At 65.8% G+C, this 20,179-nt stretch carries 17 protein-coding genes and 2 pseudogenes; 10 read left to right on the top strand and 9 right to left on the bottom strand.

Going from position 1 to position 20,179, the window contains the following annotated elements; translation table 11 throughout:
- Positions 1–19: 19 nt before the first annotated feature.
- Entirely contained in the window at positions 20–496 is a 477-nt protein-coding gene (locus ACSKB9_RS25120) for a GNAT family N-acetyltransferase (RefSeq protein WP_438076448.1), read from the top strand.
- Entirely contained in the window at positions 493–1,089 is a 597-nt protein-coding gene (locus ACSKB9_RS25115) for a glutathione S-transferase family protein (RefSeq protein ID WP_438076446.1), read from the top strand. Before ACSKB9_RS25120 ends, ACSKB9_RS25115 begins: the two co-directional genes overlap by 4 nt.
- Here the strand turns inward: ACSKB9_RS25115 and fabV are convergent.
- The 3 genes from fabV to fabA form a co-directional block, all read right to left on the bottom strand.
- Positions 1,015–2,382, bottom strand: coding sequence for an enoyl-ACP reductase FabV (gene fabV, locus ACSKB9_RS25110; RefSeq protein WP_438076444.1), 1,368 nt, complete (start codon positions 2,380–2,382; stop codon positions 1,015–1,017). The two genes, ACSKB9_RS25115 and fabV, sit on opposite strands and share 75 nt — an antisense overlap.
- A 78-nt stretch (positions 2,383–2,460) precedes the next feature.
- Positions 2,461–3,684: a beta-ketoacyl-ACP synthase I gene (gene fabB, locus ACSKB9_RS25105; RefSeq protein ID WP_172646261.1), complete on the bottom strand. Its 1,224-nt coding sequence runs from the start codon at positions 3,682–3,684 to the stop codon at positions 2,461–2,463.
- A gap of 43 nt (positions 3,685–3,727) precedes the next feature.
- The gene (gene fabA / locus ACSKB9_RS25100; RefSeq protein ID WP_057015289.1) at positions 3,728–4,249 is read right to left on the bottom strand and encodes a 3-hydroxyacyl-[acyl-carrier-protein] dehydratase FabA; all 522 of its coding nucleotides are present in this window, start codon (positions 4,247–4,249) and stop codon (positions 3,728–3,730) included.
- A gap of 327 nt (positions 4,250–4,576) precedes the next feature.
- On the opposite strand from fabA, the gene irrA reads away from it, so the two are divergent.
- Positions 4,577–5,068 (top strand): iron response transcriptional regulator IrrA, encoded by a 492-nt coding sequence (irrA, locus tag ACSKB9_RS25095; RefSeq protein ID WP_026192029.1) that lies wholly within the window; start codon positions 4,577–4,579, stop codon positions 5,066–5,068.
- Between the two features lie 177 nt (positions 5,069–5,245).
- Here irrA and ACSKB9_RS25090 read toward each other — a convergent pair whose 3' ends face one another.
- Positions 5,246–5,773 carry an SH3 domain-containing protein gene (locus ACSKB9_RS25090; RefSeq protein ID WP_438080394.1) on the bottom strand — a complete coding sequence of 176 codons (528 nt, stop codon included), beginning with the start codon at positions 5,771–5,773 and terminating at the stop codon, positions 5,246–5,248.
- Between the two features lie 339 nt (positions 5,774–6,112).
- On the opposite strand from ACSKB9_RS25090, the gene ACSKB9_RS25085 reads away from it, so the two are divergent.
- Entirely contained in the window at positions 6,113–7,117 is a 1,005-nt protein-coding gene (locus tag ACSKB9_RS25085) for a 2-hydroxyacid dehydrogenase (protein ID WP_438076441.1), read from the top strand.
- 425 nt (positions 7,118–7,542) lie between these two features.
- On the opposite strand, the gene ACSKB9_RS25080 is transcribed toward ACSKB9_RS25085, so the two are convergent.
- Positions 7,543–8,454, bottom strand: coding sequence for a LysR family transcriptional regulator (locus tag ACSKB9_RS25080; protein ID WP_253605833.1), 912 nt, complete (start codon positions 8,452–8,454; stop codon positions 7,543–7,545).
- Between the two features lie 121 nt (positions 8,455–8,575).
- On the opposite strand from ACSKB9_RS25080, the gene ACSKB9_RS25075 reads away from it, so the two are divergent.
- On the top strand, positions 8,576–9,583 hold the full coding sequence (locus tag ACSKB9_RS25075; protein WP_438076439.1) for an aldo/keto reductase: 1,008 nt from the start codon (positions 8,576–8,578) through the stop codon (positions 9,581–9,583).
- A gap of 110 nt (positions 9,584–9,693) precedes the next feature.
- On the opposite strand, the gene ACSKB9_RS25070 is transcribed toward ACSKB9_RS25075, so the two are convergent.
- The gene (locus tag ACSKB9_RS25070) at positions 9,694–10,497 is read right to left on the bottom strand and encodes a HesA/MoeB/ThiF family protein (RefSeq protein ID WP_438076437.1); all 804 of its coding nucleotides are present in this window, start codon (positions 10,495–10,497) and stop codon (positions 9,694–9,696) included.
- Between the two features lie 111 nt (positions 10,498–10,608).
- Here ACSKB9_RS25070 and ACSKB9_RS25065 point away from each other — a divergent pair, with 111 nt between their 5' ends.
- Complete coding sequence (locus ACSKB9_RS25065; RefSeq protein WP_438076435.1) at positions 10,609–11,982, top strand: serine protease; 1,374 nt, start codon at positions 10,609–10,611, stop codon at positions 11,980–11,982.
- Positions 11,983–12,173: 191 nt separating this feature from the next.
- On the opposite strand, the gene ggt is transcribed toward ACSKB9_RS25065, so the two are convergent.
- From ggt to mutM, 3 genes and pseudogenes are all read right to left on the bottom strand, one after another.
- Positions 12,174–13,853: a gamma-glutamyltransferase gene (gene ggt / locus ACSKB9_RS25060; RefSeq protein ID WP_438080392.1), complete on the bottom strand. Its 1,680-nt coding sequence runs from the start codon at positions 13,851–13,853 to the stop codon at positions 12,174–12,176.
- A gap of 106 nt (positions 13,854–13,959) precedes the next feature.
- Entirely contained in the window at positions 13,960–14,523 is a 564-nt protein-coding gene (locus ACSKB9_RS25055) for a GNAT family N-acetyltransferase (protein WP_438076433.1), read from the bottom strand.
- 1 nt (position 14,524) lies between these two features.
- Positions 14,525–15,429 (bottom strand): annotated as a pseudogene (gene mutM / locus ACSKB9_RS25050) (bifunctional DNA-formamidopyrimidine glycosylase/DNA-(apurinic or apyrimidinic site) lyase).
- 162 nt (positions 15,430–15,591) lie between these two features.
- On the opposite strand from mutM, the pseudogene ubiE reads away from it, so the two are divergent.
- The 4 genes and pseudogenes from ubiE (at position 15,592) to dut (ending at position 19,972) form a co-directional block, all read left to right on the top strand.
- Positions 15,592–16,355, top strand: a pseudogene (ubiE, locus tag ACSKB9_RS25045) (bifunctional demethylmenaquinone methyltransferase/2-methoxy-6-polyprenyl-1,4-benzoquinol methylase UbiE).
- Positions 16,352–17,926 (top strand): 2-polyprenylphenol 6-hydroxylase, encoded by a 1,575-nt coding sequence (gene ubiB, locus ACSKB9_RS25040; RefSeq protein ID WP_438076431.1) that lies wholly within the window; start codon positions 16,352–16,354, stop codon positions 17,924–17,926. The pseudogene ubiE and the gene ubiB overlap by 4 nt, the downstream one beginning before the upstream one ends.
- A gap of 69 nt (positions 17,927–17,995) precedes the next feature.
- Positions 17,996–19,462, top strand: a complete 1,467-nt coding sequence (gene coaBC / locus ACSKB9_RS25035; protein ID WP_438076429.1) for a bifunctional phosphopantothenoylcysteine decarboxylase/phosphopantothenate--cysteine ligase CoaBC — start codon at positions 17,996–17,998, stop codon at positions 19,460–19,462.
- A gap of 51 nt (positions 19,463–19,513) precedes the next feature.
- Positions 19,514–19,972, top strand: coding sequence for a dUTP diphosphatase (gene dut, locus ACSKB9_RS25030; RefSeq protein WP_438076427.1), 459 nt, complete (start codon positions 19,514–19,516; stop codon positions 19,970–19,972).
- Positions 19,973–20,179: the final 207 nt, after the last annotated feature.

The raw sequence follows: 20,179 nt of genomic DNA, 5'->3' as shown, positions 1-20,179 counted from the left end.
TCGAACGCGATAGGGAACAATGACGCCGCCGATCATCCGCCCCGCTCGTCCCGACGAACATGACGCGATCGCGCGCGCCTGGATGGCGAGCTGGGTTTCGACCGGGCTCTCGCAAGCCAGCGACAGTTTGTTGAACGATCTGCGTATCCGCTTGCCGCGCGAGATCGCCGGCGGCTGGAGCCTGTTCGTGGCCGACGATCGCGGCAGCATCGCCGCCATGCTGGCGCTGCACCTGCCGACCTTGCTGCTTGATCAGCTGATGGTGGTCCCCGCCTATCATGGCCGGAGCCTGGGACGCGAGCTGCTTGCCTTCACACGCCGGCAGATGCCCGACGAGATCTGGCTGAAATGCGTCCGCGAAAATGAGAAGGCCTGGCGCTGGTACGAGCGCGAAGGCTTTGTGTTCGAGAAGGAAGCACCCAATCCGGTCACCGGCTTCATGATGAAGCACTATCGGTGGAAGAGAACAAACCGCACATCGGAGGCTAAGCCATGATCAAGCTGTACTGGTCGCCGCGCTCGCGCTCGTTCTCAGCCATCTGGCTGCTGGAGGAATCCGGTCTGCCATACGAGCGGGTGCTGACCGACATCAGCACCGGCGCGCAGAAATCGCCGGACTTCCTCAAGATCAACCCGATGGGCAAGGTGCCGGCGCTGACCGACGGCGACGCGCAGCTCGCCGAGGCCGCCGCGATCTGCGCCTATATCGCCGACCGTTATCCCGAGACCAAACTCGCGCCGGCAGCGACGGACCCGAAGCGGGCGCGCTATCTGCAGTGGCTATTCTTCTCGCCGAGCTGCATCGAGCCCGCGCTGATCCAGCTCTTCACCAAGCTCGAGGTGCCGACCAGCACCGCGGCATGGGGCAGCGCCGCGCAGGTGTTCGACGTGCTCGACGCCGAGCTGCAGAAGGGGCCATGGATCCTCGGCGATCAATTCTCCGCGGCCGACATCGCGATCGGCGCGGGACTGAACTTTGCGGTGCGCGTGTTCAAGATGGTGCCGTCGCGGCCGTCATTCGAGGCCTATATCGGCCGCTGCGTGGCCCGGCGCGCGTTCCAGCGCGCAGAGAAGATCGCGGCGGGGTGAGACATGTAGCCCGGATGAAGCGCAGCGAAATCCGGGGCTCTCTGCCACAGAGGGACTGTCCCGGATTGCGCTGCGCTCCATCCGGGCTACGAAGCTGTGATTGCGATGTTTCCCGAACGGCCTAACCCGGCACGACGCGCGGATCCACGTCCTGCGTGTAATCCACGCCGTCGATGCCGAAGCCGAACAGGCGCAGGAACTGGCTCTTGTACTCGCCGAGATCGGCCAACTCGCCGAGCGTCTCGGTGGTGAGCAGTGGCCAGCGCCGCGACACTTCCGTCTGCACTTCGGGGAAAGCTCCCAGTCGTCGACCCGGACGCGCTGCGCGTCATCGAGCTCGACGCCCTTACCGAGCTTCGTCCGGAACAGGCGATCAATCTGCTCGATGCAGCCTTCGTGAAGCCCGAGCTGCTTCATCACCTTGAACAGCACGGTGCCATAGAGCGGCACCACCGGAATCGCCGAGCTCGCCTGGGTGACGACGGCCTTCAGCGCGACGACGCGGGCGGCGTCCGCACCGAGCCGGCCGCGGATCGCTTCCGCCTTGCTGTCGAGATCGACCTTGGCGCGGCCGAGCGTGCCGTTCCAGTAGATCGGCCAGGTCAGTTCGCTGCCGATATAGGTGTAGTTGAGCGTCCGGAAGCCCGGCGCCAGCACGCCGGCATCCGCCAGCTGATCGATCCAGCGCTTCCAATCGTCGCCGCCCATCACCGCGACGGTGGCCGCGGTTTGCTCCTCGCTCGCCGGTTCGAGCGTGGTCTGGAACACCTCGCCGGTCTCGGTGTCGAGCGTCTTGATCTCGACCGGGGCGCCGAGCGGCTTGATCACCGAACGATAGGTCTTGCCGGTGTCGGGATCAGTGCGGACCGGAGCGGCCATGCTGTAGACCAGCAGGTCGAGCTGTCCGAATTTCTCGCGCACGCGCTCGATGAAGGTCGCCTTCAACTCGTCGGAGAAGGCGTCGCCCTCCAGCGTGAGCGGCGAGCGTCCGATCTTCTGGGCCTCGATCTCGAAGGCGCGGTTGTTGTACCAGCCGGCGCTGGCGCTTCTCTTTTCCGACGGCTCGCGCTCCAGCGACACGCCGATCGTATCGGCGCCGCCGGCGAAGGTCGCGACGATGCGGCTCGCGAGGCCGTACCCCGTCGAGCAGCCCAGCACGGCAACGCGCTTCGGGCAGTCAGCGACCGGACCCTGCTTCAGAACATAGGCGATCTGTTCGCGGACATTCGTGGCGCAGCCGACGGGATGTGCCGTCGTGCAGATGAAGCCTCGCACGCGCGGTTCAATAATCATTCCCACCCCATTCCGGATCGTTGCAATGTTCCCATTCGCTGCCCGCGGACGTCCCTCAGCAAGCGAGGAGAGGCGAAATCACGCGTCAAGCCGCCTGAACACCAGCGTCGCGTTGGTGCCGCCGAAGCCGAACGAGTTCGACAGCACGGTGTTGAGCTTGGCGTTGTCGATGCGCTTGCGCACGATCGGCATGTCGGCAAACACCGGATCGAGTTCGGTGATATGCGCGCTCTCGCAGATGAAGCCGTTGTTCAGCATCAGCAGCGAATAGATCGCTTCCTGCACGCCGGTGGCGCCGAGCGAGTGGCCGGTCAGCGCCTTGGTCGCCGAGATCGGCGGGCACTTGTCGCCGGTGCCGAACACCTTGCGGATCGCCTCGATCTCCGGCGGATCGCCGGCGGGCGTCGAAGTGGCGTGCGGATTGATGTAGTCGACCGGCGTGTTCACCGTCGACATCGCCATGCGCATGCAGCGCTCGGCGCCCTCGCCCGACGGCGCCACCATGTCGTAGCCGTCGGACGTCGCGCCGTAGCCGACGACCTCGGCATAGATCCTGGCGCCGCGCGCCTTGGCATGCTCGAGCTCTTCCAGCACCACGACACCCGCGCCGCCGGCGATGACGAAGCCGTCGCGGTTGAGGTCGTAGGGACGCGAGGCGGTGGCAGGCGTGTCGTTGTATTTCGAGGACATCGCGCCCATGGCGTCGAACAGCACCGACAGCGTCCAGTCGAGTTCCTCGCAGCCGCCGGCGAAGATGACATCCTGCTTGCCGATCTGGATCGTCTCATAGGCGTTGCCGATGCAGTGGTTCGACGTCGCGCAGGCCGACGAGATCGAATAGTTCACGCCCTTGATCTTGAACCAGGTGGCGAGCGTCGCCGACGCGGTCGAGGACATGCCCTTCGGCACCGCGAACGGACCGACGCGCTTCGGGCCCTTGGCGCGTGCGATGTCGGCGGCCTCGACCAGCGTGCGCGTCGACGGACCGCCGGATCCCATGATGATGCCGGTACGGATGTTGGAGACTTCGCTTTCCTCGAGGCCCGAGTCGCGGATCGCCTGTTCCATCGCAACGTGATTCCACGCCGCACCTTCGGCAAGGAACCGCATCGCGCGGCGATCGATCACCTCGGCAGGATTGAGTGTCGGCGCACCGTGCACCTGCGAACGGAAGCCGAGTTCGGCGGCCTTCTCCGCGCGCGAAATGCCCGACTTCGCCTCGTAGAGGCTCGCAAGCACTTCCTGGGTGTTGTTACCGATGGACGAGACAATACCCATCCCCGTGATGACAACCCGCCTCATGTTCGCCTCGCCCTGCCTTTATGTTGCCGCATGATGATCCTGCTCAAGATGGAGCCGTGCCCTGCTTGAACAACCCGACCTTCAAGTCCTTGGCGCGATAGATAATCTCGTCGTCCATGGAAAGCCACCCGTCGGCAATTCCAAGCACGAGCTTTGACCGCATCACGCGCTTGATATCGATGTTGTACACAACCTTGCGCGCTTGCGGCAGCACCTGTCCGGAGAACTTCAGCTCGCCGAGGCCGAGCGCGCGGCCACGACCTTCGCCACCGATCCAGCCGAGGTAAAAGCCGACCATTTGCCACATGGCATCGAGGCCGAGGCAACCCGGCATCACCGGATCGTTCTTGAAATGGCAACCGAAGAACCAGAGATCCGGTTTCACCTCGAGCTCGGCGCGCACCAGTCCCTTGCCGAACTCGCCGCCATTCTCCGAAATCTCGCTGATCCGATCGAACATGAGCATCGGCGGCAGCGGCAACTGGGCGTTGCCGGGACCGAAAAGCTCGCCCCGTCCGCAAGCCAGCAAATCCTCGTATTCGTAACCGCCGCGCCGATCCAGCATCCTCTTTCCACCTCTGATGTCCCGATGAGCGCTTTGCTTGGTCGGACCTTGATCTACCCACGGGAACCGGAATAACCCGTCCCGCATCTTGGCGCTACCTGGGTACGCGACGGCTTGTTATCTCTGCCGAAAGCGCATATGTGGTCCGCGCGCTCTCTAACATAGCGCCAACTGGGCGGCAAAGCGGCATTCCGAGGATAAATGACCGCTTCTCCTTAGGTTTCTACCGCAGCTTGGATTCGTTCTAGTTGCGAAAAACTTGCATCTGATAGGCATCCTTTTTATATTTATGAGGAATATTGCCTGAGTTGGGTGCATAGAGTGGATATGAACGAGGAAGTACCGGCTGTGAACGATGATGCCGTGCACCCGGCTGCCCGGGGCGCTGGGCACCACCCTGCCCTGACCGGCTGTCCGTGGCATGACGTCAACGAAATGTTGCAGTCTGCCGGTCTGCGGCCGACCCGTCAGCGCATGGCGCTGGGCTGGCTGTTGTTCGGCAAGGGTGCCCGCCACCTGACCGCTGAAATGCTGTACGAGGAAGCCACGCTGGCCAAGGTTCCGGTGTCGCTGGCGACCGTCTACAACACCCTGAACCAGCTGACCGATGCCGGCCTGCTGCGCCAGGTCAGCGTCGACGGCACGAAAACCTATTTCGATACCAACGTGTCGACGCACCACCACTTCTATCTCGAGCACAACCACGAGCTGGTCGACATTCCCGACCCGAACCTTGTGCTGTCGAAGATGCCCGACGTGCCGGAAGGCTACGAGATCTCCCGCGTCGACATGGTGGTGCGGCTGCGCAAGAAGCGCTGAACCGTCTTACCGTCGATTTGAGTTGTGATGGCCGGGCTCGTCCCGGCCATTGTCGTTTTGCACTTACGTCATTCCGGGGCGATGCGTCAGCATCGAACCGGGAATCTCGAGATTCCGGTGCGCAATTGCGCACCTGCGGTCTGGGGCTCGCGCACCATCCCGGAATGACGCTGCGCGTCAGTCCACCTTCTCGTCGGCGTAGACGCCCCACAGGCGCTGCTGCTCGATCCAGCCGTCGAACCCGCTGCCGATGACCCGACACCAGTTATTGGCGCATTTCTTCACCTGCGCGACGACGCCGGCCTGCAGGCGCGCCGCGACGGCGCTGGTCGCGTCGGGACGATCGTAGAGCGAGGCCAGATCGTCCTTGTTCTTCATTGTGACGACCGCGGTGCGGCGGCCGGACAGCAGGGAGTGATAGACCCAGCCTTCGGCGCCTTCGGAATCGCGCACCCGGCGCCAGTTCTCGAACTCGGCGGTGATTTCGACCGGCAGCCCCGACCGCGTGTAGACCCAGGCGACGTCATTGTCCTTGGTCGGGCCGGCCCGGACGTTCACGTGATCCGACTTCAGGCTGACATAGCGCGGGATCGGCAGGCCGCTGGTGGTGGGGCTCAAATCCTTGGCGGTATGTCCCGGCATCACCGACGCGCTCAGCATGCTCCCGACCAGAGCCAGCAATGAACCGAAACGCCAGAACGCCACCATCAACTCGTCTCCTGCCGAGATGCCCAACCCGCATTCGGCGAATTGCAACCCAAACCACGCCCGAAGGCCCCTGCGCCGTTCGCTCCCGCACTGCAAGTCCGAGGGGTTCTTGTCTTGGCCCGGCCTTCTGCTAGAGAGGACGGAACGCCTGAGAGCCAGAACACCCGAATTTGCCAGTCGTTTCGCCTTGGCGAAGAGCCGGGGCAAGTATCGGGGAACCCTAGGAAACGCGAAGGAAACGCCGGGACAGCGCGGCTATCAGCAGTGTCGAACAACCGGGTTAATGAGGCCTCAACGGTTTGCTTTTTGGCAAGCCGCGCGTCATGAAAGCAGGACATGTCGGTGAAGAAAAAGCCTCTCGTCGTCGTCACCCGCAAGCTGCCGGACTCGATCGAGACCCGGATGCGCGAGTTGTTCGACGCCAGATTGAATCTCGACGACACGCCGATGACGCCGGAGCAGATCGCCGAAGCGGCGCGAACCGCCGACGTGCTGGTGCCGACCGTGACCGACATGGTCCGCGAGGACGTGATCAATCAGCCCGACTGCAAGCTGAAGATGATCGCCAATTTCGGCAACGGCGTCGACAATATCGATGTCGCGGCGGCGCATGCCCGCGGCATCACGGTGACCAACACGCCGAAGGTGCTGACCGAGGACACCGCCGACATGACCATGGCGCTGATCCTGGCGGTGCCGCGGCGCCTGATCGAGGGCGCCTCGATCCTGACCGAAGGCAGGCAGCACTGGGCGGGCTGGTCGCCGACCTGGATGCTCGGCCACCGCATCGGCGGCAAGCGCCTCGGCATCGTCGGCATGGGCCGCATCGGCCAGGCCGTGGCGCGCCGCGCCCGGGCCTTCGGCCTGCAGATCCACTATCACAACCGCCGCCCGGTGGCGTCTATGATCGCCGAAGAGCTCGGGGCGACCTATTGGGAAAGCCTCGACCAGATGCTGGCGCGGATGGACATCATCTCGGTGAACTGTCCGCACACGCCGGCCACCTATCACCTGCTCTCGGCGCGGCGGCTCAAGCTGATCCGCAAAGAGGCCTATGTCGTCAACACCGCGCGCGGCGAGGTGATCGACGAGGACACGCTGATCAAGCTGATCGAAGCCGGCGATATCGGCGGGGCAGCCCTCGACGTCTATGAGCACGAGCCCGCGGTGAACCCCAAGCTGGTGCGGCTCGCCAAGGCCGGCAAGGTGACGCTGCTGCCGCATATGGGCTCGGCCACCATCGAGGGCCGCGTCGAGATGGGCGAGAAGGTGATCATCAACATCCGAACCTTCCTCGACGCCCACAAGCCGCCGGATCGCGTGCTGCCGAGCATGCTGTGATTTCGTAGCCGGGATTACGCCGCGCTCGATCCAAGCCACGCAGCTCCGACCTTCCTTGAAAGGGGAGGTCGCTTTGCTCGCGAGAGCAAAGCGGGTGGGGATCATCTCTCGCCACGAGCGACGGCGCGTGTGGCTGACCCCCATCCCGACCTTCCCCCTTTCAGGGGAAGGGGAAGAGAGATTTGCAGCCCGGATGAGGGGCGCGCTGCCAAAATATCGAAAACAACCCCATGCAAAGGAGCCGGGGCGGCCGACCCGCATTCGGTGTCGTCCCTGCGAAAGCAGGGACCCATAACCGCAGGACCTCGTTGTTGCGAAGGCTGTGGCCCCAGCGCTGCAAGGCAATCCGCATGTGTGGTTATGGGTCCCGGCTCCCGTGCGCAATCGCGCACTAGGCCGGGACGACGATGTGGCGAGGTCCTGCCTTACTTCTTCCGCCGCGCCTGCTTGCGCCAGTCGGCGACGAACGACACGAAGGCGGCGAGCGCGGGCGGCGGCTGACGGCGGCTCGGATAATACAGGAACGGTCCGTCGAACGGCGGGCACCAGTCGTCGAGCACGCTGACCAGCGCGCCGGATTTGACGCCGTAGCGGACATAGCCCTCGAACGTCGCCCAGTAGCCGACGCCATCATGGACCGCGCGCAGCGCAAGGCCGAGATGGGTCGCGGTCAACCTGGCCGGCGGCGAAATCTTCACCACGCGGCCGTTCTTCTCGAACTCCCAATCGAACATCACGCCGTTGCTGAAGCGGCTGCGGATGCAGGGGTGCGCCAGCAGATCCTTCGGATGCATCGGCCGACCGTGCTTTGCGACATACTCACTGGACGCCACGATCGCGTATCGCTGCGGCGCGCCGAGCGGGACCGCGACCATGTCCTGTGCCAGGTGCTCGCCGTAACGCACGCCGGCGTCAAAGCCCTGCGCGACGATGTCGACGAACGCACTCTCCGCAACGACGTCGAGCTCGACCCGCGGATATCTGGCGAGGAACGGCGCGATCATCGGCGCCAGCACCAGATCGACCGCCGGCGGCGGCGCGTTGATGCGCAACCGCCCCGACGGCTCGGCGCGCAGGCCGCGCACCTCGGTGATCGCATCGGCAACATTGACCATGGCCGGCGCGACGCGGGCAAGCAGCAGTTCGCCGGCCTCGGTCAGCGCGACGCTGCGGGTGGTGCGGTTCATCAGGCGGACGCCGAGCCGCTCTTCCATGTCGCGCAGGCGCTGGCTGAGGCTGGAGACCGAGACGCGCTGCTCGAGCGCCGCACGCCGGAAATTGCGCGTGCGCGCCACCGCCACGAAGGCGTCGAGGTCGCGAAGGTCGAAATCCTGCATTGTTCGATATAGTGAACAAGCCATTCGGGATTGTCCAGCTTATCGTCCGAAACCGTCCGGCCCATATCACCTCGGCATTTGGCGACGGATTTTCCGCCGCAAACGTTTGAGGAACATCCACATGGACACACGCAAACTCGGCTCAACCGGGCCCACCGTCGCGGCCCTCGGCCTCGGCTGCATGGGCATGTCCGAGGTCTATGGCCCGGCCGATCGCGGCGAGAGCATCGCCACCGTGCACGCGGCGCTCGATGCCGGCATCACGCTGCTGGATACCGGCGACTTCTACGCCATGGGCCACAACGAGATGCTGGTGCAGGAAGCCCTGAAGGACGTCGCGCGCGACCGGCTGCAGATCAGCGTCAAGTTCGGCGCGCTCCGCGGTCCCGCGGGCGAATTCGCCGGAATGGACACCCGGCCGGCCGCGACGAAGAATTTCCTCGCCTATTCGCTGCAACGTCTCGGCACCGACTACATCGACATCTACCGCCCGGCACGTCTCGATCCCAACGTCCCGATCGAGGAGACGATCGGCGGCCTCGCCGATCTGGTGAAGTCCGGCTACATCAGACATATCGGCTTGTCCGAGGTCGGCTCCGACACCATCCGCCGTGCTCATGCCGTGCATCCGATCGTCGATCTCCAGATCGAATACTCGCTGATCGAGCGTGGCATCGAGCGCGATATCCTGACGACCTGCCGCGAGCTTGGCATCGGCATCACAGCCTACGGCGTGCTGGCGCGCGGGCTGATCAGCGGCCACTGGTCGAAGGAGTCCGGCAAGATCGGCAGGGACTACCGGCTGATGACGCCGCGCTTCCAGGGCGCGAACCTCGATGCCAATCTCGCGCTGGTCGAGCAGTTGCGCGCCGTTGCCGCCGAGATCGGGGCGACGCCGGCGCAGGTCGCAATCGCCTGGGTCGCGGCGCAGGGCAAGGAGATCGTGCCGCTGGTCGGCGCCCGCACCCGCAACCGTCTCACCGAAGCGCTCGGCGCGACCAAGCTGACGCTGACGCAGGCTCATCTCGCAGCGCTGGCGAAAGCCTTCCCGCCGGATATCGCGGCCGGCACGCGCTATGCGGCCGAGCAGATGGCGCATCTCGACAGCGAGAAGCCGGCCACCACCTAGAGCGTTTTCGAGCGAAGTGGGTACCGGTTCGCGTGAAGAAAACGCTCACAACAAGAGCCTAGAGCCCCGTTCCGATTCTATCGGAACGGGAAAGGCTCTAACGGCAGCAATCAGGTGCGATGGGCGCTGAGGTCAGTGATGACAGGCCCATCGCCATTGAGCGGGTTCTGCGGATCGCGCGCGTAGCGCAGGGTTTCGAACCGCATCGCGCGCGCATCCACCATCAGCAGGCGACCGACCAGGCCCTCGCCGAAGCCGACGATCTCGCGGATCGCCTCCAGCGCCATCATCGACCCCAGGACGCCGGCAAGCGCGCCCATCACGCCGGCCTCGGCGCAGGCCGGCACCGTGCCCGGCGGCGGCGCCTCCGGAAACAGGCAGCGATAGGTCGGATTGAATTCGCCGTCCGCATTCTTCTCGTGCGCGCGGATCGTGGTCAGCGAACCGTCGAACTGCCCCAGTGCCGCCGTGATCAGCGGCCGCTTCGCGAGGAAGCAGGCATCGGCGACGAGATAGCGGGTCTCGAAATTGTCGGAGCCGTCGAGCACGAGATCGTAGTTCGCGATCAGCGCCATCGCATTGTCGGCGGTGAGCCGCATCGGATGCGCCTCGAACGTCACATGCGGGTTGAGCGCATGGATCTGCGCCGCCGCACTGTCGACCTTGCGCTTGCCGATATCAGACGTCGCATGGATGATCTGGCGCTGCAAATTGGAGAGCGAGACGATATCGTCATCGATCACGCCGAGCTGGCCGACACCGGCGGCCGCGAGATACATCAGCACCGGCGCGCCGAGGCCGCCGGCGCCGATCACCAGCACCGACGCTTTTTTCAGCGCATTCTGGCCGGGGCCGCCCACCTCGCGCAGCACGATATGGCGGGCATAGCGTTCAAGTTCGTCGGCACTCAGCATTACGATGTCCTGCGCGCTGCCCCCTGAACCGGAGCGCGGTTGTTGCCGACCAAGCAGATGTGCTTAATTGCCTGGACGTCAATGGTGTCAGTCATTCCCCCCGGATTTGTCATGAGATCGGTGCTTTCGGCAACATTGATGGCCGCTTCCATTACGGTCACAGGGATGGGCATGGCGCAGGCCCAGATGACCCCGTCCGCGACGGCGGGGGCGAAGCCGAAGACCGCGGCGACGGTGCCGATACGCCCCGCGCTGCAGAAGCCGGAGGATACCGCTGGCGCGATGGCGCAGGCCGAGCGGCTGGCGCTGCAATCCGACCTCGCCTGGGTCGGCGAATATAACGGCGCGATATCGGGCGACGTCAGCGAGCGCATGGTCAATGCGATCAAGGAATTCCAGAAGAAGCGCGGCGGCAAGCCGACCGGCGTGCTGAACCCGCAGGAGCGCGGCGTGCTCGCCGACACTGCGCGGCGGAAGCAGGAAGGTGTCGGCTGGAAGATCGTCACCGAGCCGGCCACCGGGGCGCGGCTCGGCATTCCGACCAAGCTGGTGCCGCAGCTCATCAGCGATGCCGCCGGGGCCAAATGGACCTCGCCGACCGGCACCGTCCAGGTGCTGCTGACCCGGCGCAAGGAAGCGAGCCCGACCACCGCAAAGCTTGCCGAGCAGGAAAAGAAGGAACCGGCAGGCCGCACCATCGACTACACGGTGGTGAAGCCGGATTTCTTCGTGCTGTCGGGCATGCAGGGGCTGAAGAAGTTCTATCTGCGCGGCACCTTGAAGGGCGACGAGGTCCGCATCCTCACCATCCTCTATGACCAGGCGATGCAGACCACGGTCGAGCCGGTGGTGATCGCGATGTCGAGCGCCTTCAACGCCTTTCCGTCCGCCGTGCAGGCCGCACCGCCGCCGCGCAAGACCGTCGAATATGGCACCGGCGTCGTGGTCAGCGACGACGGCGCCATCGTGACCGATCGCGTGGCGACCGACGACTGCATCACGCTGACGATCCCGGGCTACGGCAATGCCGATCGGGTCGCCGACGACAAGGATCACGATCTCGCGCTGCTGCGCATCTATGGCGCGCGCGGGCTGAAGCCGCTCAATATCGCAGGCCAGGCGACGCAGACCGCGCTCGACATCACCGGGATCGCCGATCCGCAGAACCAGGGCGGCGGCGCGGCCGCGAGCAGCGTGAAGGCTTCGGTCGCACAGATCGGCGGCGGCGATCAGGCGCTGTCGCCGGCGCCGGCACTCGGATTCTCCGGCGCGGCGGCACTCGACGGCGGCGGCAGGTTTGCCGGCATCGCGACGCTGAAACCCGTTATCGTCGCGGGCCCCGCAAACGCTGCGCCGCCGGCGCAGGCCGCATTGGTGCCGGCCGACACGGTGCGCAGCTTCCTGAAGGCGCATGGCGTCACCGCGTCGGGCGACTCGGCAGACGCCAAGGCCGCCGTGGTCCGCGTGATCTGCGTCAGGAAGTAGAGTTCCCTCGCCCCGCTTGCGGGGAGAGGTCGGATTGCATCGCCAGATGCAATCCGGGTGAGGGGGTACAGGTCCATCAATGGACACCACCTCGTGGAGAGAGCCCCTCACCCCACCCTCTCCCCGCATCCGCCTTCGCCCGAAGGCGGGCTTCGGCGGACAAGAGAGCGGGGCGAGGGAGCCTAACCACCTCACCTCAACGCGAACCGCACCCCGGCGCGGGCGAGACCGCCGGCAATGCCGACCGGGGTGCCGTCGGCGCGCCAGCAGGCTGCGCCCGACATCGTGCCGTCAGCGTGAAACTGGATCGCGTTCATGCCGCCGGCCACCGTCGGCACGACCTGCACCTTGTGGCCTTTGGCTGATAGCGCGGCGCGGACGGCCTCCGGCACCGCCTGCTCGACCTCCAGCGCATTGCCCTCGGTCCAGACCCGCGGCGCCTCGACCGCCTCCTGCAGGCTCATGCCGTGGTCGATCAGATTGATCAACGCCTGCATCGCGCTCGGGAAGATGCGCTTGCCGCCGGGCAGGCCGAGCGCGTAGGCGAGCTTGCCGTCGCGCAGCGCCATCATCGGCGACATCGAGGTGGTGACGCGCTTGCCGGCGGCCAGCGACAGCGCGTGTCCCGGCCGCGGATCGAACAGGTTCATGTAGTTGTTCGGCACGGTGCCGAGGCCCGGGATCAGGATCTTGGCGCCGAACAGATTGTTGATGGTCTGGGTGGTCGCGACCACATTGCCCATCGCATCCGCCGCGGTCATGTGCGTGGTGTGCGCGCTTTCGAGCTGGGTGACGCCGGCGCTCCAGGCTTGCGCGCGGTCGGGATCGATCGCGCGGCGGCGCTCCTCGGCATAGGCCTTCGAGGTCAACCGCTCCACCGGCACGTTGATATAGGCGGGATCGCCGCTCGCGGCCGCGCGGTCGGCAAAGGCGATCTTCAGCACCTCGGCAAGATAATGGATCGTCTCGGTCGTGCCGAAGCCGAGCCGCGCGATGTCATAGCCTTCGAGGATGTTGAGCATCTGCGTGATATGCACGCCCGATGCCGCGGGCGGCGGAGGCCCGAGGATTTCCCAGCCGCGGTAGTCGCAGCGGATCGGCTGCCGCTCGACCGTCTTGTAGGTCGCGAGATCCTCCTGCGCGATGAAGCCGCCGCTCTTTTTCATGTAGTCGACCAGGATGTCGCCAAGCGGCCCCTGGTAGAGCGCGTTGTCGCCATGATCGGCGATGTATTTCAGCGTCTCGGCATATTCCGCCTGCACCACGCGCTCGCCGGGCTTCAGCGGCGTGCCATCAGGCAGATAGATCGCCGAGATCGGCTTGTCCTTCAGCATTTCCTCGGCGCCGTCGGTGATGCATTCATGCAAATAGGGCGTCGCCGCATAGCCGCGCGCGGCGTGCTTGATCGCGGGCTGCATCACATCGGCAAGGCTCATGGTGCCGAAGCGGCGCAGCGTTTCGCACCAGGCTTTCAGCGAGCCCGGCACCGCGACCGCTTTCGGCCCGTTGAGGTTCTCGTTGCCGACGGTGTCGAACACGTCGTGCGCCGATCCTGGCTTCGAAGTGTAGGTATCCGGCCGCACCGCCTGCGGCACCGTGCTCTGGCCGTCGATGAAGCGATGGCTGCCGTCGGCGAGGCGAATATGCGCCATGCCGCCGCCGATGATGCCGACCATCATCGGCTCGACCACGGTCAGCGTGAATAAGGTGGCGATCGCCGCATCGATCGCATTGCCGCCGGCAGCCAACATCTCGGCGCCCGCGCTCGATGCCAGCGGATGATTGCTCACCACCATGCCGCGGCTGCTGGTGGCCGGCTGCTTCTCGCATTGAAAACTTGTCGCGGCGCGGTCGCGCCAGTTGCCGTTCATCGCCATTGTGTTCTCGTTTTTGAAGGAGCGATGGGCCATGTTCGCCAGCCCCGCATCCGCGGTCAAGCCGTCGCGATTTTCCTCACGACGGCATTCGCAAATAAGGTCACGGCTTCGCGCGATCGCGCAACCAGGTCTCGCGCGTAACCTTCCACTTCTCCGCTCTGGATTCGCCATTGTGGTGCGGAAGCTCGACGAAGCCGACGAATTCGGCCCCGGTCTTCTGCTTGACCCGGCGCGAGCCGACGTTGGACGGCGCGTTGCAGACATGGAAGTGATCGAGGCCGAGCGCCAGGAAGGCGAAATCGTTCACCGCCGCGATCGCCTCGGTCATGAGGCCCTGATTCCAATACGGCTCAGCGAGCCAGAATCCGCGATTGCCCTTGCGGCCGTCGGCGCGCGGCCGGAAATTGATGTTGCCGATCGCCTCGCCATCGCCGGCGCGCAACACCAGCACCCATTGATAGCTTTCCTCGCCGGCCGCGATCTTGTCGAGCTCGCGCCTGATGAAGCTATCCGCGCCGTCGCCCGGATAAGGCCACGGCACCACCGTGGCGAGAGTCCTGATCACGTTCCAATTGTTGAAGTGACGCTGGATCGCCGCGGCATCCGACAACGCAAGCGGCCGCAGGATCAGGCGCGACGTCTCGATGCGCGGGGTCTCGAACATGCTACTTCTGGCACTTCGGGCACCAGAACGTCGAACGGCCGTTCTGCGTGAAGCGCCTGACGATGCCCTCGCAGCCTGACGTGCGGCACGTCTCGCCCTCGCGGTCGTAGACCTGGAACGAATGCTGGAAATAGCCGAGATCGCCATTGGTCAATCGATGGTCGCTGATCGAGGAGCCGCCGGCCTTGATCGCCTGGTTGAGCACCGAATGGATCGCGTCGACCAGCCGCCTGGCGTGGTCGGTCGGCTCGCCCCGGCAACGCCCTTGCGATGTCCGGACTTGGTCGCGAGCGTCGCGGCCAATCGCCGCGGCGACAGATGCGAACGAAACAGCGCCTCGCAGACATAGATGTTGCCAAGTCCCGCCACCACGCGCTGATCGAGCAGGGCGGCCTTCAGGCTGGTCTTCTTGTTGTGGCAGGAGCGCGCCAGCATCGCCGCGTCGAACTCGTTGCCGAGCGGCTCGGGACCGAGCCCTTTCAGCAGCGGCTCATCCTCGATCGCGTTGCGCGCGATGATCTTCATGTAGCCGAAGCGCCGCGGATCGTTGAAGACGACGGCCGCGCCCGACGACATATGGAACACGACGTGATCATGCGCGCGGTCCTCGCTGCGCGGATGGTGGAATTGCCCCGGCGTCGCCGCGCCGTCCAGCTTCAGCACGCGGAACGAGCCCGACATGCCCAGATGCATCAGCAGCACGTCGCCGGAGTTCAGGTCGGCCATCAGATATTTGGCACGGCGGCCGAGCCCGGTGATGGTCCGGCCTTCGAGCCGGGCGATAAAGTCTTTTTGAAACGGAAACCGCAAGTCCTTGCGGCGGGCCTCGGCCTTGAGGATCTTGGACCCCTCCATGGCCGGCTGCAGGCCGCGGCGGACGGTCTCGACTTCGGGTAATTCCGGCATGGCAGGCATTCACCTTTTGGAAGTGACGTGATAGCGCCATTGCGGCCGCCGCGCTATGGTTTGGCTGGAGCGTTTTTCGAGCGAAGCCCGTCCGCACTTGATGGGGACGGCTACCGGTTCGCGTAAAGAAAGCGCGACCAAAAAGGGTAAGAGTTCTGAGTGATGGATCGGCCGGATCAAACCACCCATTTCGGCTTCAGGGACGTCCCCCTGGGCGAGAAGCAGACGCTGGTGAACGACGTGTTTCACAGCGTGGCGTCACGCTACGACCTGATGAACGATCTGATGTCGGCAGGCCTGCACCGGGCCTGGAAGGACGTCATGATCACGACCCTCGATCCGCCGAAGGGCGACCGGCCGTTCGCGCTGCTCGACGTCGCCGGCGGTACCGGCGACATCGCGTTCCGGGCCGCCAAGACCGCGGGCGCGGGCTTTCATGCCACGGTCTGCGACATCAATGCCGACATGCTCGCCGTCGGCCGCGAGCGCGCCGCGAGGCAGCACCTCGATGACCGCGTGTCGTTCGTCGAGGGCAACGCCGAAACGCTGGGTTTTGCCGACCGCGCGTTCGACGCCTACACCATCGCGTTCGGCATCCGCAACGTGCCGCAGATCGAGCTTGCGCTGCGCGAGGCCTATCGGGTGCTCAAGCCGGGCAGCCGCTTCCTGTGCCTGGAATTCTCCACCGTCGACGTGCCCGGCCTCGACAAGATCTACGATCTGTTTTCCTTCAAGGTGATCCCGCCGCTCGGCCGCGCCGTCACCGGTGACGCCGAGTCCTGATCAATATCTCGTCGAGTTCGATCCGCAAATTCCCGCGCCCGAGCGCGTTCGCCGAGATGATCGGCGCCGCCGGCTTTGCCCGCGTGAAGTGGCAGAGCCTCTCCGGCGGCATCGTGGCGCTGCATTCGGGCTGGCGTTTGTGATCTCTGCACTGTCCCACATCACGCGCCTTGCCCGCGCCGGTTTCGTGTTTGCGCGCGAAGGCGTGTTCGGCGTCGTCGATCCCGCGCTGGTGCCGCCGCCCGGGCAGCTCGCGCTGAAGCTGGCGCGGCTGATCGAGCGCCGAGACGGCAAGTCCGGTCCCCGGCTGTCGCGCGCGCTGACGCGGCTCGGGCCGGCGTACCTCAAGCTCGGCCAATTCCTCGCCACCCGCCCCGACGTGGTCGGCGTGGCGATGGCGCGCGATCTCGAAAGCCTGCAGGACCGGCTGCCGCCGTTCGCGCAGGAGGCGGCCGAAACCGTCATCACGCAATCGCTGGAACGGCCACTGGCGCAGGCCTTTGTGCATCTGGGCCCTGCGGTTGCCGCGGCCTCGATCGCGCAGGTGCATCGCGGCGAAATCGAGCGCGACGGCGTCCGGCAGCAGGTTGCGGTCAAGGTGCTCCGGCCCAATGTCGCCGCGCGCTTCCGCCGCGACCTCAGCGACTTCTTCTTTGTCGCGCACAAGGCCGAGGCGCATTCCGCCGAGGCGCGGCGCTTGAGGCTGATCGAGGTCATCAACACGATGTCGCGCTCGGTCGCGATGGAGATGGACCTGCGGCTCGAGGCGGCCGCGCTGTCCGAGATGGCCGAGAACACCCGCGACGATCCGGACTTCCGCGTCCCCGCGGTGGATTGGGATCGCACCGCGCACAGCGTGCTGACGATGGAGTGGATCGACGGCATCGCGCTGAACGATCACGTCCGGCTGGCGCAGGCCAAAGTCGATTTGCCCGATCTCGGCCGCAAGGTGATCCAGAGCTTCCTGCGTCACGCGCTGCGCGACGGCTTCTTCCATGCCGACATGCATCCCGGCAATTTGTTCCTCGACGAGGCCGGCCGGCTCGTTGCCGTGGATTTCGGCATCATGGGACGGCTCGGGCTGAAGGAGCGGCGCTTCCTGGCCGAGATCCTGCTCGGCTTCATCACCCGCGATTATCGCCGCGTCGCCGAGGTGCATTTCGAGGCCGGCTACGTGCCGGGCCACCATTCGGTGGAGAATTTCGCGCAGGCGATCCGCGCGATCGGCGAGCCGATCCACAACCGCACCGCCGAGGAAATCTCGATGGCGAAGCTGCTGACGCTTCTGCTCGAGGTCACCGGCCTGTTCGACATGCAGACGCGCCCCGAGCTGATCCTGCTGCAGAAGACCATGGTGGTGGTCGAGGGCGTGGCGCGCGGCTTCGACCCGAAGCTCGACATCTGGAAGATCGCGGACCCCGTGGTGCGCGAATGGATCACGCAGAATCTCGGGCCGGCTGGACGCATCCAGGGCGCGCTATCGGGTGCGGGCGAACTCGGCCGCATCCTCGCCAACCTGCCGTCGATTGCCAACCGCGCCGTCACGGTGCTCGAGCAGCTGGAGACCATGACGCTGGAGGGCCACATGCTGTCGTCGGACTCGATCGACGAAATGGCCCGCGCCGAGGCCCGCAAGGCGCGGGTGCAGACCGTTGGCCTCTGGGTCATTGCGATCGCCTCCATCGCGATCTTTTTCGCCATCCGGGCGCACTGATTGCAATGCATGCACTTTGTGATAGCATCGCTATCACATTTGATTGAGCATGATGCCTGAGGGCACGCAATGGCCAGCCTGACCATCCGCAAACTCGACGACACGCTGAAGGCCTATCTGCGGCTGCGCTCCGCCAGGAACGGCCGCTCGGTCGAGGAGGAGGTCCGGGTGATCCTCCGGGACCTCGCGGACGGCGGTACGGAGCCTGCCGAGGCGCCCGGCCCAGGTTCCGCGACAGTGGCAGCCCCTGCTCCACGGGCCGCCAGCGTGGCCGGCGAGCCGCGCGTCACCCTGATCATCGGCGGGGGGATTGCGGCCTACAAGGCGCTGGACCTGATCCGGCGACTCAAGGAACGGCACATCCAGGTCCGCTGCGTGCTGACCAGGGCGGCCCAGCAGTTCGTGACCCCGCTCGCCGCCAGCGCGCTGTCGCATGAGCGCGTCTACACCGACCTGTTCGACGCCGAGAGCGAATTCGACGCCGGCCATATCCGCCTGGCGCGGGACTGCGACCTGATCGTGGTGGCGCCGGCGACCGCCGACCTGATGGCCAAGATGGCGCAGGGCCATGCCGACGATCTCGCCACGGCCACCTTGCTGGCGGCCAACCGGCCGATCCTGCTGGCGCCGGCGATGAACCCGCTGATGTGGAACAATCCGGCCACCCGCCGCAACGTGCTGCAGCTCCGCCGCGACGGCGTCCATACCGTCGGCCCCAACGCGGGCGAGATGGCGGAAGCCGGCGAAGCCGGCGTCGGGCGGATGGCCGAGCCGACCGAGATCGCGGCCGCCGCCGACCGCATGCTGCGCCCGCCGCAGCCGCGTCCGCTGGCCGGCAAGCGGGTGCTGATCACCGCGGGCCCGACCCATGAGGCGATCGATCCGGTCCGCTACATCGCCAATCGCTCGTCCGGCAAGCAGGGCTTTGCCATTGCCGCCGCCGCGCGCGCCGCCGGCGCCGAGGTCGTGCTGGTGACCGGCCCGGTCGAGCTCGACGACCCCCAGGGCATCTCCGTGATGCGCGTGGAGTCCGCCCGCGACATGCTGCACCGGGTCGAGGCCGCGCTGCCGGTCGACGTCGCGATCTTTGCCGCCGCGGTCGCCGACTGGCGGGTCGCCACCGAGGGCGGCCAGAAGCTCAAGAAAACCGCGGCCGGCATGCCGCCGCTGCAGCTGGTCGAGAACCCCGACATCCTCGCGACAATTTCCAAGCTGAAGGAGCAGCGGCCGCCGCTGGTGATCGGCTTCGCCGCCGAGACCGAGCATCTGATCGAGAACGCCAAGGCGAAGTTCGCGCGCAAGGGATGCGACTGGATCGTCGCCAACGACGTCTCGCCGGCGACCGGGGTGATGGGCGGCGACCGCAACACCGTTCATCTGCTCTCGCGCGAGGGCAAGGACGTCACCGTCGACTCCTGGCCTGTCATGACCAAGGAGGAAGTCGCGACCGCGCTGGTGTCGCGCATCGCAAGAGCGTTTTCGAGCGAAGTGGTCACCGGTTCGCGTCAAGAAAACGCGACCAAACAAAAGGATTAGAGCATGATCCGATTCAATCGGATCATGCTCTAGAGCCGTAGGAACCGCATCGTGAGCGCCACCATCAAGCTCGAAGTCCATCAATTGCCGCACGGCGCGGATCTCCTGCTGCCGATCTATCAGACCGCCGACGCGGCCGGCCTCGACCTGCTCGCGGCGGTGCCGCAGTCGGCGCCGCTGCTGCTGCTGCCGGGCCGCTACGAGATGGTTCCGACCGGGCTGACGATCGCGCTGCCGCCGGGCTACGAGGCGCAGGTGCGGCCGCGCTCCGGCCTTGCCGCCAAATACGGCGTCACGGTGCTGAACTCGCCCGGCACGATCGACGCCGACTATCGCGGCGAGATCCACGTGCTGCTGATCAACCACGGCCACGAGGTGTTCTCGATCCGGCGCGGCGAGCGCATCGCGCAGATGGTGATCGCGCCGGTCACCAGGGCCGAGCTGGTTCCGGTCGACGTGCTGTCGGCGACCGGGCGCGGCAGCGGCGGCTTCGGCTCGACCGGACGCTAGTGCGCGACGACTTCACTCGAGCGGCGGCGCCTCTTCACCTCGCCCCGCGTGCGGGGAGAGGTCGGAACGCATCGTCAGATGCGTTCCGGGTGAGGGGAGTCTCCGCGAACGCAGCTATCACCGGATATGCGGAGACGGCCCCTCACCCCAACCCTCTCCCCGTAAGAACGGGGAGAGGGAGCCAAGCGCCTTCGCATCGGAGAAGTG

This window comes from Bradyrhizobium sp. BR 1433 (genome assembly GCF_051547665.1).
GTDB classification, from domain to species: Bacteria; Pseudomonadota; Alphaproteobacteria; order Rhizobiales; family Xanthobacteraceae; genus Bradyrhizobium; species Bradyrhizobium australafricanum.
Note: the sequence above shows the minus strand (reverse complement) of the source record. Positions and strands in the feature narration are given on the sequence as shown.

Coding starts and splice junctions, on each gene's coding strand:
- ACSKB9_RS25120 (WP_438076448.1), top strand. CDS start 20: ATGACGCCGCCGATCATCCGCCCCGCTCGTCCCGACGAACATGACGCG.
- ACSKB9_RS25115 (WP_438076446.1), top strand. CDS start 493: ATGATCAAGCTGTACTGGTCGCCGCGCTCGCGCTCGTTCTCAGCCATC.
- fabV (WP_438076444.1), bottom strand. CDS start 2,382: ATGATTATTGAACCGCGCGTGCGAGGCTTCATCTGCACGACGGCACAT.
- fabB (WP_172646261.1), bottom strand. CDS start 3,684: ATGAGGCGGGTTGTCATCACGGGGATGGGTATTGTCTCGTCCATCGGT.
- fabA (WP_057015289.1), bottom strand. CDS start 4,249: ATGCTGGATCGGCGCGGCGGTTACGAATACGAGGATTTGCTGGCTTGC.
- irrA (WP_026192029.1), top strand. CDS start 4,577: ATGAACGAGGAAGTACCGGCTGTGAACGATGATGCCGTGCACCCGGCT.
- ACSKB9_RS25085 (WP_438076441.1), top strand. CDS start 6,113: ATGTCGGTGAAGAAAAAGCCTCTCGTCGTCGTCACCCGCAAGCTGCCG.
- ACSKB9_RS25080 (WP_253605833.1), bottom strand. CDS start 8,454: ATGCAGGATTTCGACCTTCGCGACCTCGACGCCTTCGTGGCGGTGGCG.
- ACSKB9_RS25075 (WP_438076439.1), top strand. CDS start 8,576: ATGGACACACGCAAACTCGGCTCAACCGGGCCCACCGTCGCGGCCCTC.
- ACSKB9_RS25070 (WP_438076437.1), bottom strand. CDS start 10,497: ATGCTGAGTGCCGACGAACTTGAACGCTATGCCCGCCATATCGTGCTG.
- ACSKB9_RS25065 (WP_438076435.1), top strand. CDS start 10,609: ATGAGATCGGTGCTTTCGGCAACATTGATGGCCGCTTCCATTACGGTC.
- ggt (WP_438080392.1), bottom strand. CDS start 13,853: ATGAACGGCAACTGGCGCGACCGCGCCGCGACAAGTTTTCAATGCGAG.
- ACSKB9_RS25055 (WP_438076433.1), bottom strand. CDS start 14,523: ATGTTCGAGACCCCGCGCATCGAGACGTCGCGCCTGATCCTGCGGCCG.
- coaBC (WP_438076429.1), top strand. CDS start 17,996: ATGGCCAGCCTGACCATCCGCAAACTCGACGACACGCTGAAGGCCTAT.